General features: G+C 67.1%; 13 protein-coding genes. 4 read left to right on the top strand and 9 right to left on the bottom strand.

Annotated features, from left to right (window positions below; all coding sequences use genetic code 11):
* Window positions 1–60 precede the first annotated feature (60 nt).
* Complete coding sequence (locus IFU11_RS17820) at window positions 61–3,153, bottom strand: lamin tail domain-containing protein (protein WP_192019822.1); 3,093 nt, start codon at window positions 3,151–3,153, stop codon at window positions 61–63.
* Window positions 3,154–3,319: 166 nt separating this feature from the next.
* On the opposite strand from IFU11_RS17820, the gene IFU11_RS17815 reads away from it, so the two are divergent.
* Together IFU11_RS17815 and IFU11_RS17810 are read left to right on the top strand one after the other, a co-directional pair.
* Complete coding sequence (locus tag IFU11_RS17815) at window positions 3,320–4,156, top strand: dienelactone hydrolase family protein (RefSeq protein ID WP_192019821.1); 837 nt, start codon at window positions 3,320–3,322, stop codon at window positions 4,154–4,156.
* A gap of 38 nt (window positions 4,157–4,194) precedes the next feature.
* Window positions 4,195–4,572 (top strand): bleomycin resistance protein, encoded by a 378-nt coding sequence (locus IFU11_RS17810; RefSeq protein WP_124767467.1) that lies wholly within the window; start codon window positions 4,195–4,197, stop codon window positions 4,570–4,572.
* A 43-nt stretch (window positions 4,573–4,615) separates the two neighbouring features.
* On the opposite strand, the gene IFU11_RS17805 is transcribed toward IFU11_RS17810, so the two are convergent.
* From IFU11_RS17805 to IFU11_RS17770, 8 genes are all read right to left on the bottom strand, one after another.
* Window positions 4,616–5,938 carry a GNAT family N-acetyltransferase gene (locus IFU11_RS17805; protein WP_192019820.1) on the bottom strand — a complete coding sequence of 441 codons (1,323 nt, stop codon included), beginning with the start codon at window positions 5,936–5,938 and terminating at the stop codon, window positions 4,616–4,618.
* Window positions 5,939–5,997: 59 nt separating this feature from the next.
* Complete coding sequence (locus IFU11_RS17800) at window positions 5,998–6,807, bottom strand: MerR family DNA-binding transcriptional regulator (RefSeq protein WP_192019819.1); 810 nt, start codon at window positions 6,805–6,807, stop codon at window positions 5,998–6,000.
* A 244-nt stretch (window positions 6,808–7,051) separates the two neighbouring features.
* Complete coding sequence (locus IFU11_RS17795) at window positions 7,052–8,230, bottom strand: MFS transporter (RefSeq protein ID WP_192019818.1); 1,179 nt, start codon at window positions 8,228–8,230, stop codon at window positions 7,052–7,054.
* Window positions 8,231–8,310: 80 nt separating this feature from the next.
* Window positions 8,311–9,690, bottom strand: a complete 1,380-nt coding sequence (locus IFU11_RS17790; protein ID WP_192019817.1) for an ATP-grasp domain-containing protein — start codon at window positions 9,688–9,690, stop codon at window positions 8,311–8,313.
* Complete coding sequence (locus tag IFU11_RS17785) at window positions 9,680–10,456, bottom strand: aminotransferase class IV (RefSeq protein ID WP_192019816.1); 777 nt, start codon at window positions 10,454–10,456, stop codon at window positions 9,680–9,682. Before IFU11_RS17785 ends, IFU11_RS17790 begins: the two co-directional genes overlap by 11 nt.
* A 65-nt stretch (window positions 10,457–10,521) precedes the next feature.
* Complete coding sequence (locus IFU11_RS17780) at window positions 10,522–11,778, bottom strand: ATP-grasp domain-containing protein (RefSeq protein WP_192019815.1); 1,257 nt, start codon at window positions 11,776–11,778, stop codon at window positions 10,522–10,524.
* Window positions 11,775–13,049: a DUF6421 family protein gene (locus IFU11_RS17775; RefSeq protein WP_192019814.1), complete on the bottom strand. Its 1,275-nt coding sequence runs from the start codon at window positions 13,047–13,049 to the stop codon at window positions 11,775–11,777. Before IFU11_RS17775 ends, IFU11_RS17780 begins: the two co-directional genes overlap by 4 nt.
* Window positions 13,050–13,074: 25 nt before the next feature.
* Window positions 13,075–13,620 (bottom strand): bacilysin biosynthesis protein BacA, encoded by a 546-nt coding sequence (locus IFU11_RS17770; RefSeq protein ID WP_192019813.1) that lies wholly within the window; start codon window positions 13,618–13,620, stop codon window positions 13,075–13,077.
* Between the two features lie 297 nt (window positions 13,621–13,917).
* Here IFU11_RS17770 and IFU11_RS17765 point away from each other — a divergent pair, with 297 nt between their 5' ends.
* Together IFU11_RS17765 and IFU11_RS17760 are read left to right on the top strand one after the other, a co-directional pair.
* Window positions 13,918–14,100, top strand: a complete 183-nt coding sequence (locus IFU11_RS17765) for a hypothetical protein (RefSeq protein WP_064296776.1) — start codon at window positions 13,918–13,920, stop codon at window positions 14,098–14,100.
* A gap of 14 nt (window positions 14,101–14,114) precedes the next feature.
* Complete coding sequence (locus tag IFU11_RS17760; protein ID WP_192019812.1) at window positions 14,115–14,660, top strand: GNAT family N-acetyltransferase; 546 nt, start codon at window positions 14,115–14,117, stop codon at window positions 14,658–14,660.
* Window positions 14,661–14,669 lie beyond the last annotated feature (9 nt).

Raw genomic sequence — 14,669 nt, 5'->3', positions numbered from 1 at the left:
CCGGTGCCGCGAACGGCCCCGGGAGCAGTGTGCTCCCGGGGCCGTCGGACGTTCAGTCGGTCAGGCCGCCCGACGACGCGCACGCATCGCGACGAGGACACCACCGAGGAGGACTAGCAGGACCCCCGCGCCGATCGTGCCGAACGGCAGCTCGGTACCCGTCGTCGCGAGCGAGCCGCCCGACGCCGAACCGTCGACGCTCGTCCCGTCGGCCGCGACGATCCGCACCTCGGTCCACCCGATGAGCGAGCCGTCGGCCGCGTAGACCGCGACCCGGTGGTCGCCCAGCGTCGCGTCGGCCGGGATCGTGGCCGACAGGTCAGCGGCGGCGTTCGTCGTGCCGGTGGCGATTCGCGCCGGCGTCGAGTACAGCCACACCTCGACGGCCGTCGCGGCGAAGCGGTCCTCGAGTCCGACCGTCACGGTCTCGCCCCGCCGCACCGTGTCGGCGAGCGTGATCGCACCGCGGTTGGCCTCGGTGAAGCTCGTCCCGGGCAGTGGCGTGACCCCACCGGTCGGGGGCGTCACGGGCGGCGTGGTCGTCCCTGGCAGCGACCCGAGACGCAGGGCCTCGGAAGCGTAGCCGTCGGCGAACCAGTACACGGGACGCTTGCCGTCGACTGACAGCGAGGCCGGCGCGGTCGCGAAGCCCTCGTTGTTGAGGTTGGGCAGTCCCGCCGGACGCTCGACCTGAGCGATCCCGGGCTGCTCGGTCCCGTTCAGCGTGATCTGTGCACCGGTACCCGCACAGCCGTCGTCGCACACGGCCCACAGCACGCCGAGCGTCGTGTCGTAGTCGAGCGCCATGACCGCTGGGAGGCCCGGGTCGATCGTCGAGATCAGCGTGGCCGAGCCGTCGGCGTTCAGTGCGAAGGCGTACACGTCGCCGGTGTCCTCGACGCCGACGAAGAACAGTCCGTCACCATGGCCCGCGTAGTTCGCCGGGTCGTACGTCGCCTTCGTGTTGTCGTCGAAGAGCTTGCCGGCGAGGTCGCCGTCGGCCACCCACTCGACGGCCTCGACACCGAGGTTCGCACCGACCGTCGGCAGCAGGACCGTGAGGTCCCACTCCTGGGAGGCGACGACGTCGGGGCCGGGCGCGTTCGGGTCGACCTTGAGCACGGCGTTGAGCGTCGTGCCCTTCACACTGTTGTCGCGCTCGACGCCGACATAGACGGAACCAGCGCCGTCGACCGTGATGCCCTCGGTGTCGGGGCCGGCAGCGGACGGGTTCGACGCGTCCTTCTGGAAGCGGGCGCGCTTGCCCTTCTCCCAACCGTCGACGAACGAGACCGAACCGTCTGCGGCGATCGCGAGCTTCCAGAACGAGCCGGTGCCATTGTCGACCGCCCAGAGGAACGCGCCGTCGGCGGTGACCTGGGTGTCGAGGCCGGAGCTGTCCTCGAGGAACATCGGCGTGGTGTCGAGCACCGTCACGTCGGGCGAACCGGGCCACGGGCCGACCGGGATCTCACCGGCGCAGACGTTGGCCGCACCCTTGGTGGCCTCGGCCGTCGCTGCGAAGGCGCCGGTCGCATCGGGGCAGCGTCCCCAGGTGTTCGCCGGGTGGCCCTCGCTCCAGGTGGTCGAGTCGAGCAGTGCGTCGCCCTCGAAGAGACGGACCGTGTCGCCGCCGCCGAGACCGAAGCCGAGGGCTGCGCGCTCGATGACGAGGTAGCCGCCGGCCGCGATGCTCGTGCCGGTGGGGATGGCGTAGGCGTGAGTGTCGTCGTCGTCCTTCACGACGATGCCGGAGACGTCGAGCGCGGCGGTCGTCGGGTTGACGAGCTCGATCCAGTCGTCGGGCGATCCGCCGTCGGACTCGACCTCGTTGATGCGCACCGGGTTGCCGCACGCGTTCCGCAGGCCCTTGGTGGAGACGGCGGTGTCGACGAACTCGCCCGTGCCGTCGGGGCAGCGCGCGAAGACGCCGTCCGCGTGGGCCGCGTAGGTGTACTCGGCGACCGTCGCGCCGGCGGCGTTCCGCACGGTGGTGGTGTCGCCGTTGCCGAGCCCGAACGCGAAGTTCACGTTCTGGTCGAAGACGAAGTAGGCGCCGGGCTCGAGGATCGTGCCCGCGGGCAGCGGGGTCGTCTCGGCGGCGTGGCTCACCGGGTCGTTGTCCATGAGCGTCCAGCCGGAGATGTCCAGCGCGGTCGCCTCGAGGTTGACGATCTCGACCCAGTCGGTCGTGTCCTTGTTCGACTCGACCTCGTTGATCGCGACGTTCGGGAGGACGCAGTCGTTCGCGGCACCCTTGGTGATGCGTGCGAGCGTGAAGGCGCCTTCACCGTCGGGGCAGCGGGCGAGCGTCGCAGCGATGAAGTCGCCGTCGATGGCCGCGTGGCCGCTCCACGTTCCCGAGCGGTCGATGAGCGTGCCGGTCGCGTCGAACAGGCGGATCTCGTCGGCGCTGCCGATGCCGATCGGGTCACGGAACGCGCCCTGCGTCTCGGTACCGCCGACCAGGCCGATCGTCGCTTCGTCGACCACGAGGAACTCGCCGGGAGCAATCGACGTGCCGGGCAGGAACTGCCAGCGGTGGTCGTCGGAGTTGTCGCGGATCTCGTAGCGCGAGATGTCGAGGGCCGTCGTGCCGGGGTTGAAGAACTCGACCCAGTCGGATGGCTGGGAGTCGATCTCGTTGATGCGGATCTCACCGTCGGTCTCGGGGACCTCGGGTGCGGTGAAGACGTTCGTGGCGCCCTTCGTCGACTCGGTGGTCTCGGCCCAGCCGGCGCGGTCGGCGGTGACGCCGTAGGTGACCGGCGCGTGTGCGGTCCACGAGTACTCGTCGGCGATCGCCGCGGTCGGGTCGAACAGGCGGACCGAGTCCTCCTTGCCGAGGCCAAACCCGAGCTGGTCCTCGTCGACGACGAGGAACGCACCGGGCTCGACGACGGTGCCGGCCGGGAACGCGTAGTTGCTGTCGTCCTTGTTGTCCTTCACGACCCAGCCGTCGAGCGTGACCGCGGTCGACGCGGTGTTGGTGAACTCGATCCAGTCGCCGGGGACGCCCCCGGAGGACTCGACCTCGTTGATCTGGAGCCCCGGCGCTGGGGCGGCGATGGCGGCGGCTGGCGTCGCGATGAGGGCGGTTGCACCGATGGCGCACGCGGCGGTCATCGTCAACACGCGGTTGAGGCGGGGCATGGGTCTCCAGGGCACGAAGGGACGGGGATCACGTCCCATCCCATCGGCGTGGGGTGGCCGGGTGGAGGAGCGGCGGTGACCGGGAGGTGAACGGCGGGTGGCTTCCCAGGCGGGACGTGCCACGATCCAGCAGATCGGCCGCAGCGACCAGGACTACGCTCACCCCATGACCGACGATGCGACCACCGACACCGCTCCGCGCGCAGACCTCACCGGCTGGGTGCGGACCCCGTTCACCGGCGGCGGCGTCACGCACGACCGCTTCGAGAAGGGGTCCGGGCCGGGCGTCGTCCTCATCCCCGAGCTGCCCGGGCTCACGCCCGAGGTCCTCGGGCTCGCGGAGCACCTCGTCGCGGAGGGCTTCACCGTCGCGATCCCGTCACCGTTCGGGACGCCCGGACACGAGGGGACCCTCGGCTACACGCTCGCGAGCGTCAGCAAGGTCTGCGTCTCCGCCGAGTTCAAGGCGTTCGCGACCGGCGCCCACCGACCGGTCGCCGACCACGTCCGGGCACTGGCCGGCGACCTCGCGGCCCGCACGCCGGGCCCTGGCGTCGGCGTCATCGGCATGTGCTTCACCGGCGGTTTCGCGCTCGCGGCTGCCGTCGACGAGCACGTCCTCGCGTCCGTCATGAGCCAGCCGTCCACGCCGTTCCCCGTCAGCCGGGCCCGCCGCATCGACCCCGGGATGTCCAGCGCCGAGTTCGACGCCGTCGCAGCCCGCGCAGCTCAGGGCTCGGTCTGCGCACTCGGCCTCCGCTTCAGCGAGGATCGAGCCGTCCCACGGGAGCGCTTCGCGACCATCGCGGCCAAGCTCGGTGACGCGTTCGAGGTCATCGAACTCGACTCCTCTCCCGGCAACGCGGCCGGCTTCTCGAAGACCGCGCACTCGGTCCTCACGGGCGAGGTCCGCGAGCGCGACGGCCACCCGGCGTTCGAAGCACGCAAGCGCGTGGTCGCCTTCCTCCGGGAACGACTCGCGACACCGTCCGCGTCGGCCTGATCTTCCCAGCCGCCCGTCACGCTGCGATCATCGACTCCATGACCTCGACACGACACGACCGCGCGACACCGAACCTGCCGTCACGCAGCTTCGACGCGACGGAGACGTTCTACTCGGCGTTCGGCTTCGAGCGCACGTTCCGAGACGAGGGCTGGCTGATCCTCGTCCGCGGTGGTCTGCAGCTCGAGTTCTTCCCGGCACCCGACCTCGACCCCGCGTCGAGTAACTTCATGTGCTGCCTGCGTGTGGCCGACGTCGACGAACTCTACGACGCCATCCGACGTTCAGGAGTCCCCGAGGCGACCGTCGGCGCGCCTCGCCTGCACCCGGTCCGGATGCAGGACTGGGGACTCCGAGCCGGATTCCTCATCGACCCCGACGGCACGCAGCTCACCCTCATCGAGCAACGCGACTGATCCGCGACAGCGCGATGTCCGCGGGTCGCTGCTCGGGACCGCCCTAGAAGAAGGTGATCCCGTGCGGCGCGCGCGGCGTCTGGAGCATCGATCGCAGCAGGAGCGGCGCAGCGGGGTCGGCCGCCTGCAGCACACCGGCTGCGGCGAGCGACACCGGGGAGACCGCGCCGAGCAGGAGCGAGCCGAGGTCGGCGACGTCGAGCGCGAGGTCGGCGCCGGCCGCGTCGGTCTCATCGCTCAGCTTCGTGGCGGTTCCACGGCCACCGGTCACCTCGAGGCGGAAGGTGCCCGCCGCGTAGCCGAGGGCGTCGGTCACGGCGATCGTCAACGTGCCGTCGACCGCGAATGGCCGTGACGCGAGCACGGCCGGGAGGTCGAGGACGCGCAGCCACACGTGGTCTTCTTCGTGCTCGATGTCGTAGGCACGGTTGTCGCCGAGGGCCGAGACGATCGGGTCGTCGAGCCGGGCGCGGTTGTACTTCACGACGTCGTTGAGGTCGATGGAGAGCAGGAACTCCCAGAGCGACAGGTAGGCCGCGTCCGTTGCGTAGACGAGGTCGATGATCTCGATACCGGTCTGTCCGCCGGGCTGCTCGACCATGCGCCACGTGACGTAGCCGTCGACCTCTTCGCCGTCGGCGGGACGGTGCACGGCGGCGCGGGTGTCCTTCGCCGGTTCACCATCGCGACCCAGTGTGCCCAGGACCAGCGGCCAGGATCCGGTGTTGCGGACCATGGACCCGATCGAGCGCTCGTCGAAGCGATCGAACACCTGTCGTGCGACGCCGTCGACCAGGTACTCGGGGGTGACGACCGACACGATGCCGCTCGTCGGCGCGAGGAACGGCAGCGCCTTCGCGCGCTTCACGACGACGTTGCGCTCACGGATCGCGGAGCCGAACCCGAAGCGACGGTAGATGGTGCCCTCGCTGGCGGTGAGGGCCGCGATCGCATAGCCGTCGGCGACGCCGCGCTCCAGAGCCTGCGTCATCATGCGGCGCAGGATCCCGCGGCGGCGCTCGGTCGGGCGGACAGTGACGTCGGAGATCGCCTGCGTGTTGATGCTGCTGCCGTCGCCCCAGCTGAGCGCCTTCGGGAACCAGGAGAAGGTGCCGGCGGGCCAGGTCTCATCGACCGAACCGGGCTGCGGCTTGCGGACATAGGCGCCGAGCAGGACCGCTTCGTCGGCGATGAGTTCGTTCACCTTGCGCTTGCGCGCCTCCGGCTTGGGGGTGGACTCGTGGAAGCCGAATCCGATGGCGTCGAGGGCTGCAAGGCTCTCGGGCGTCGGTTCGCCGTCGGCCCCGTTCGCGAACGGGAACTCACGGAGCTCGTACCGGGTGTCGAAATCTTTGCTGTTGGCCACGACTCCAGCCTAACGACCCGGCCTGACACGCCCCCGGGAAGCGCGGTGGGAGAGCGACCTCACGGCAGGGTGATCGACACCTCGACCGTGTACTCGTCGGCGGTCTGGCCGAGCACCCGCTGCCGGAGCTCAGTGGTCGGCATCGTGATCCCCCGCTCCGCGATCGCGTCGAACAGGGCGACCACCGCGGGGTGGGTCGATCCCTCCGGGAGCTCGACGCCCGGTTCGGATCGCCAGACCGCGGCGAGCTCGGTCCGCTCGGGCAGCACGTCGACCGTGGTCTCGTCACCACCCCACGTCGGTTCGAGCTGCGACGAGGTCGGCCAGCAACAGACGATCTCGACCGCGCCCTGCTCACCCGGACGGAGCGCGGTCCAGAACGTGCCCGTCGGGCCGACGCCGGCTTCCTGCAGGGCGACGTAGAGCTGCGAGAACTGCTCGTTCGCGTCGTCGTCCGTCACGGCGTCCTCATCACCGCGGGGCACAGTGAGCACCCGTCCGACGTAGGGCTGGGGTGGGAGCGCCCGTTCGAGGATCTCGACCGGTGCCGCGAGCGACGCGACGACCGAGCGGGCCTGCGCGAACGCGTGGTCCTCCTGCTCCCGCTGTTCCAAGACCAGGCGATGGTGCACGTCGATCGCGGTCGACGGGTCGGCGCCGGCGACGGAGACACCCACCGCGGCGAGGGGAACACCGGCATCGCGGAGGGCCTTCACGATCACGCCCGAACGCACCTGCTCCTCGCCGTAGCGGCGGTAGCCGGAGTCGGGATCGACGTCGGCCGGAACCAGGACACCCTTCTCGTCGTAGTGGCGGAGCGCCTTCACGCTCAACCCGGTCATGCCTGCGAACTCTCCGATGTGCAACATGCTTCAAGCATCACGCCTCCCCCTACGGGAGAGTCAAACCGGCGCGTCTCATTGGTGCTGGCGACGGCTCAGAGCGCACCTCGGCGCCCGACAGGCTTCAGCAGGGAGGGGCGTTACTGAAGTTTATGGAGCCATCCTTCAGTAAGGACGATCGTTGGTGAAGGATACGGTCCGAGCATTCGCTGTCGCCCCTGCCCCCACGAACGCCGCGACGCAGTCCTCGACTGCTGTGCCCCAGGGGCCATCAGTGCTTCTGGGCTCGGAACCGGCGCGACACTGCAACCCACAGCAGACCGCCGATCATCGCGTACGCACCTCCGAGGATCAGCCATCCGACCGCGGTCTCTCCGACCGATGGCCGGATGACGATCGCGGTGAGCGCGACAGGCGCGACCATGACCCCGAGCGATGTTCCGAAACCGAAGACGCCCTGGTAGGCGCCGATCCGCTGCGGTGGCGCGTAGGCGTAGCTCAGGGTCCACCCGGCGGCCGACGTCAACAGCTCGGCCAGGGTGAGGACGACGACAGCCCCGCAGAACAGCGAGGCGCCCGGCAGGTCAGGGACCAGCGTCGAGGCAGCGAACAACGCTGTCGCGCCAAACAGGAGTCCGCCCGCGAGAGCGAGCGCACGAGCCGACCGTGAGGGTGTGTCGGCGAGGGAGGAGATCGGGACCTGCAGCAAGACGACCAGGACGGTGTTGACAACGATCGCGACGGGGATGAGGACGTAGCGATCCTCAGTTCCGGTCGACACCCACAGCGGCAGCAGGAAGTCCAGGATCAGGTAGAACGACGACAGCGCGGCGATCCCGAGGACGAAGACCGTGAATCCGTGGTTGGCGAACACCGACAGCGGCGATCCTTCCCCAACCGGTCGGGCGTCGACCGGCTTCGGCCGAGGGGCGCGCAGCAGCAGGAAGATGCCTCCCATCTCAGCTACCGCCATCGCAAGGAACGCTGCGCCGTACGGAGTCGGGTCAGGAAGTACGAGGACGACCGCAGCGAGCGCGGCTCCGATCGCGATGCCGAGATTGCCGACCGCACGCATCAGAGCGCGACACCTCGTCGCGGCCGCGGTCGGCAGCCGCTGACCGATCCACGTCGCGAGAGTCGCCGCGGAGCTCCGGTCGAATGCAGCCACCACGCTGAACGCGATGACAGCCATCAGCCAGTCGTCGTAGAACACGAGCGAGCCGTACCCGACTGCGACACCGCAGGACGAACCGACGGTGACCGCCTTCGGGCTGAAGTGGTCGGCAACGAACCCGCCGAAGAGCGACCCGACAAGCCCGAACGCCCCTGTGATGAAGACGGCGACCGCGACCGTCTGCTCATCGATGCGCAGCCCACTCGACAGGTAGATGACCGACAGCGCCACGAATCCTCCGCGCGCCACGGCTTTCGCAAGTCCGTTGGACAGCATGGCGACGACCGTCCGCCGATCCCCGTCACTGAGATCGTTCGGAAGATGCCAGCCGGCGCGCAGTCCGTGCAGCAGCGAGGTCACTGATCCCCCGACCGGGTATGCAGACCGAAGGTCCACTCCGACTTCACTGCCTCGGAGAAGTGCACGCGTTGCCAGGCCCGAAGCCCGGCGGTGTCCGACGCCGCTGGTGCGATCTCGGCCTGGTCTGCGAACCAGGACTGGAGCAGGCGGACCCGCTCGTCGAACTGGGCGAGATCGGGCGCGGTGATGAGTGCCTCAGCGGTACGGATGTGCGTTCCGTGGGCGGCTCCGTGCCGCAAAACCGATCCGGGGGCGAGAAAGTACCGGGCGAACTCGACGCCGCTCTGGCGGTGGACCTCGTCGAGCGTCGGAACCGTCAGGATCGTGCCCTCCGACGTCAGCAACTGCGTCGTGCCGACGATGCCGGAACGCGTCGCGGTCGACTGCTGCGGTTGTCGCCCGAGCGCGCAGCGGATGGCTGCCTCGACGATCGAGAAGCCGTACTTCAGGAGCAGCTGCTCGAAGGTGAAGGCCCCTCCACGCCGGAGGGCGCACTCACCGAAGACGTAGCCGTCGGTCGGCGACCAGAAGATCTCCATATGGAATGCCCCGCGCCAGGCGCCGAGGGCGGACAACGCCGACTCAGCCATCGGCGACACGTCCCTGTACACGTCAGGCGCTTGTGCCGGGTCGAGCTTCACCATCGTCATCGGCGCACCGGCACTCAGCGATTGCAGCGGCGGAGCACCGTAGTGACTCATCGAGAGGAACTCGATGCGACCGTCGAAGACGATCCCGTCGACCACCCACTCCTTCGCGACGTCGACGCACGATTCGAGGAGGAAGTCCTTGTCGCCGGCGTCGGACTCGCCGAGGGCGATCAATGCCGCACGGAGCTCGGGCTCATTCCGGACGATCGCGGTGTGCATCGTCCCTGCGCGCGATGCCGGCTTCAACACGTACGAGCCAGGCCAGGGTACTGAACCGGCGTCGAACGTCCGCACATCTGGAATCGGCCAATGGGCGGCGGTCGGGATCCCCACTGCCTGGACCGCGCTCTTCTGCACGCGCTTGTCCCGGAAGACCGAGACATCACCCGAGCGGGTGAGCCGCGACGTGTCGGCAAGCGCGGCGAGCGCGTTGCAGGCGCCGAGCGCGAACTCGTCCGTCGTGTATACACCGTCGAACTGCTCGGGACGCGAGCCGGCGAGCATCAGAGCGGCGAGACAATCGTCGAGTCGACTGTGGTCCTCGACCAGCAGGACTGGCAAGTCTCCAAGCTCACGAAGCCCAGCTCGCGCACTGGCTCGTGAGCAGATGACCACCGTCTCGACGCCGAGGGCCGCTGCAGTATCGACCGCCGGCCAGTCGAGCCCGATCATCAAGAGCCGTGAACCGGCGACGTCGCGGGTGCGGTCGTTCGAGCTATCGGCCATGAACCGTCTCCAAGTACCACTGCTGCACAGTCCGTCCTATGTCTGTCTTCGGCAGCACGCGCCCATCCACGCTCCGGACCGGGACGACCTCGTACGCAGTGCCACAGACGAAAGCCTCATCCGCCTCGAACACCTCACTCGGCCGGACATGGCGTTCTTCCGTTCGCAGACTCAAGGACTCAGCACCGTTCAGGATCGTGCGTCTCGTGATACCTCCGAGAAACGTGTCTGCGATTGGCGTCACCAACGTGGAGCCGAAGACCAGGAAGACGTTCGCTCCCGTGACATCCGCAAGCCGGCCGTCATGCGTCGTGAACAGCGCGTCGTCGGCACCCGCCTGGCGCGCTTCCTGTGCGGCAAGTGTGCCGATCGTGTAGACCGTCGAGCATTTGGCCAGAACCGGAACAGTGTCCGGAGCTGGCCTCCGCCACTGCGACCAGCTGAGGTCGATGCCGTCTCGGGTGGCGAACGGAGCGGGCCACACCGCCGCAGCGAATGCGAGATGGACGGGCGCCCCCTCTCCGCCGAGCCCCAGCGCCTCTCCGCGCCAAGCGATGATCCGGAGGTAGCAGTCGCTCACGTCGAGCACTGCGAGATAGCTCTCGATCTCGAGGCAGATCCGTCGCCCGTCGAGCGGCAAGCCGAATCCGAGGTGCTCAGCGGAAGCTACGAGACGCGAGACGTGACGGTCAAGCTCGAAGGCCCGGCCGCCGTAGACGCGAATGCCCTCATAGACCGCCCCCGCGTAATGGAGGGCGTGGGACATCACCGAAGCCGTGGCATGCTCCGCGGGGAGAATCCGGCCATCCACCCACAATTGCTTCCGAGCCATCATGCGTACACGACCGAGATGTCTGCGTCGAGCTGATGGTGGAAGTCCCGCAGCTCACCGAGATCCGCGTGTGCAGAAAGAACGAAGGCCGGGTACCCACTGAAGGCAGGGTAGGGGAGGATGACTTCGCCGGGCCACATCATTTGGACGATGTCGAGAACGGCTGATCGCTGGCTCACCATATCGAGTCCTCGAATCTCCTGGATCACGCCGCTGCCGCGACAGGGCACGATGTAGTTACCGGCTGCTTGCACCACCGAGGTCGTCTCGTAATCGAACACGCTCGGGCGCCGCCCGGTAGCGGCAGCGAGTACCTCCGCGAAGAAGTCGATCCCGGTCGCGGCGCTCACGAGGGTGGCAGAGACACCTGAACCGCCGATGCGGGCGCCGATCTCCAAGATGTTAGGGGTGCCGTCCGCATCGAGACGGAGCTCGGTGTGCGTCGGACCACTGTCAATATCAAGCGCTCGGTGTGCCTCCAGAACGACTCGGCGGATGTCGTTCTCGCTTTTCAGGTCCAGGCCTGACGGGATCTGGTAGATCGACTCCTCGAAGAACGGACCCTGGGGCTGTCCTTTGTATCCGATGGACAGGATGCGGCTTGCTCCGGCGAAGGTCATGGCTTCGACCGCGAACTCCGGCCCTGCGATGAACTCCTCGACGACCACCTCGGTCGACGGACCGAGATCGGTCATCGCGGCGGCCGACCGGACAATCGCATGAGCAAGCTCATCGTGATCGACCACAAGCTCGACCCCTGTGCTCGAGAACCCGTTCGATGGTTTGACGACCACCGGCAGGTCGAGTGACTTGGCTTCGGCGAGCAACGCTTCACCTGCGGGCCCCGAACAGTATCTCGGGCTGGGTAGTCCGCTACGCACCAAAGCCGACCGCATAGCCCCTTTGTCTCGCAGGCGTGAGATGACCCGAACCGACAGTCCGGGCAGCTGATGCATCGCTGCTGCACGACTCACCGCCGGTAGCGAGGCCTCATGCATGCCGAAAATACCGGATGCGCGAAACCGACCGATGACATCACTCAAGAACTCGACGAACTCTGTTCCTCCGATCGGGCCCGACCAGTGCGCGATCACGACATTCGTACTCTGTTCTCCGAGATCCCAATCGGAGGACTCGTCTTCGCGAGGAATCACGACCACGCGGCATCCGAGCTTCTGCGCACTTGAGATGAATCCGTCGAAGCGTCGTCGTGGATGAACGACGACGGCCACTTCCGGTTGATGCTCCCCGGTCACGCGGAGGGTGTTCTGCTGAAGTCCAACGGGGGTACGGCATCGAAATGTTCGACGTGACGGCGAAGAATGCGCTGTTCGTCGGTCAGCGCATACTTGTCACCCGCGACAGTACTTTCGACGAGGTACCGGCGCACCATCTGGGTCGCGTTCCAGCGGTACTCGTCAGGCGTCAATGAGTCACGTTCCAGGGCTTCAATGTCCACGACCAACGCACGCAATGCCTCGACCGCGCCGCCTTGGTCGATACCGATCACCCCACCGCGGATCTCCAGAGCTCCGCGATCCTGGAGGTACGAGAACAGGAAGATGCCAGTGCCCGCGTCGAAGTTTCGCTCGGGGTGAGGCTCCAGTGGATAGCGGAACACCCGTTCAAGCAAGATCATGCTGAAGAGCTCGTCGAAGTAGGGAACGTCACCTTCACGCGCCATCAGGAGCAGCTTGACGTCAACCTTGATCTCTTCAATCACACCGATGAACCAGTGCATCTTCAGCACCGCGTTATCGGCCATGGACCACGGGCCCGAGAAGTGTGCACGGTCGTGCAGATACCCCCACAGACTTCGCACTTGAAAGCAGAGGTACTCGTCGAGTCGGGCTGAGCTCGAGAAGCGGTTGGGATCGTCCAGCAGGAGGCCGGCATTTGCGGCCGCGATCGTGCGGTGGATGTCGAAGAACTTGCTGAAGAAGAAGACCGCGTAGAACTGACGCTCGATCGGTCGGAGCGCGGCGACACTCTCTGGAAAGAAGACGAGGCAGTTACCGAGAGTGAACCCCTCGGAACCAGCGAGCAGGATCACGTCCATGTGCACGTCGTGGTCGTGCGGGTAGGTCGATTCCACCTCAGCCAGCAGCCTGGACTGATGGCGTTGGATGAAGAACAGCTCAAGTCGGACACCGGAGGGTGTCGTGCTGTTCGTTGCGCGAGTGACGCCGACGAAGAGGGCAGCTTCGCCGTCGCCGACACGGGAGAAGGCATCACGCGATCGGTCGAAATATGGCTTTTCGTCGAGTCCTCTATCGAGCCAATCGGCAATGTCGTCCGCGAAGGCTTGCGCCTGAACGTCCCGACCAATGTCCCCGAACACTGCAACGACTTGATCTCGGATACGAGTCAGTAGCTCTCGGTCCGAATCGGTCGGATCAGGGATGACCCCCAGGGCAGTTTGACGCAGTCGAAACGCATCGATGAGGGGCACCACCTGGTCGCGAAGAACGTCCGCTGTGGCCGCGTTGGCAGGCCGGATCAAGTTCTCCAAATTGGTTTCGAGCATGTTGGTCCTCTTCTTTAGTCGGCCATCAGCACGTGCGGAGAGACGGGTGAGCGTGCAAGGTGAAAGCCATGTCGACAGGCCCATGGTCGATGAGTGTCGTCAGCCCGAAGCGGTCAGCCGCCGCTTGTGTGGTGATACACGAGTCGGCGAGTCCGGCCGCGCAATCGGCTGCTGCTTGCGAGTTGCTGCTGCTCGAGATCCACCTGACCGCACCTGGAACGAGTGCTCGCGGTGCGGGGTGAGCCGCGCAGGTGGAAATGACCGCACCTTCAGTCGCATCGGTGCGCGCGAGGACCATCGAGTGCGTCGGCATGAGAAACGTGTCGATGATCGTCAGCTCCCCAAGGTTGCTGAACACGAGGTCATGGAGAGCCGGGTAGGCAGCGCAAGCCATGACCGCTTGCGACGCATCTTCGAGCGCCTGGACCGCTCGCTCCACACTGCTGTGAAGCTCCACTCGGCCCGTCACCTGATGATCGCTCAGCCATCTCCGCGCAGCCGCCTCGAGATTCGAGCCCTCCGGGCCCAAGGTATGAATGCGACTGATCGTGCCGAGATACTGCGGATCCACGTAATTCCCCCGTTGTTGGACTCGTGCATTGGGGTGTCTGCTCTACGGAGGCTCCCCGGCACGATGCGAGATGGCATCCAGAGTGCTCGGAGCCAGCAAGATCGAGCATAAGGTGGGCGAATAACATATATCAAGTATCAGAGGGATAACAGGCGACTGTTGCCGTTTCACCTCCACCTCGCGGTGAGGCCCGAAGACGGCGACACTTGCGCGAGGTCCCGGGCAAGGCCGTCGGTGAGTGACCTCAGCACCGCTCAGCGGACCTCGCGGTCTTCGGCCAACCGGTAGCCTTCACGCGTGAACATCGATCCCACCGCATTCACCATCTTCTCCGTCACTGCCTGGCTGCTCGGCTTCATCCTGTTCGTGCTGCTGTGGATCTTCATCATCCGGACCGCGGTCCTGTCGGCGCTTCGGAAGCACCACGCGGAGACACAGGCCGAGCGCCGAGCCGCCGCAGGACGCGGCCTGCCGCAGTAGAGGCCGCGCAACTGATGCCACTTCCCCACGACACGGAGCACCTCCGGTTCCGGCGCATGACACCGGCGGACCTCGACGAGATGGCGAAGCTCCTCGGCGACCTTGCGGTCATGCAGTTCTACCCGGCGCCGAAGACCCGCGAGCAGGCCGCGGCGTGGATCGCCTGGAACGAGGACAACTATGCCCAGTACGGTCTCGGCCTGTGGATCATCGAGACCCGCGACGGCGACTTCGTCGGTGACTGCGGCCTGACGTGGCAGCGGGTCAACGGCGATCTGAAGCTCGAGGTCGGGTACCACGTGAGTCCTGCCTGGCAGGGTCGAGGGTTCGCGACCGAGGCCGCCGCCGCCAGTCGGGACTTCGCCCAGGAGCACACGGACTCGTCAGAGCTCGTCGCGATCGTCCACCCCGACAACCGGGCGTCGTCGCGCGTGGCGGAGAAGATCGGCATGCGGCGCGTGGACGACGACCTCGGGGCAGACGCGTCGGTGCGGCACGTGCTGAGCATGCGACTTCGATCGACGGCCGGCCTCAGCGACGCCGATCACCTCACTGAGTAGCCGCCGCAC

Origin of the sequence: Plantibacter sp. CFBP 8804 (genome assembly GCF_014841225.1) — a bacterium.
GTDB lineage: Bacteria > Actinomycetota > Actinomycetes > Actinomycetales > Microbacteriaceae > Plantibacter > Plantibacter auratus.
The sequence above is the reverse complement of the archived record's forward strand: the minus strand, read 5'-3'. Positions and strand labels throughout refer to the sequence as shown.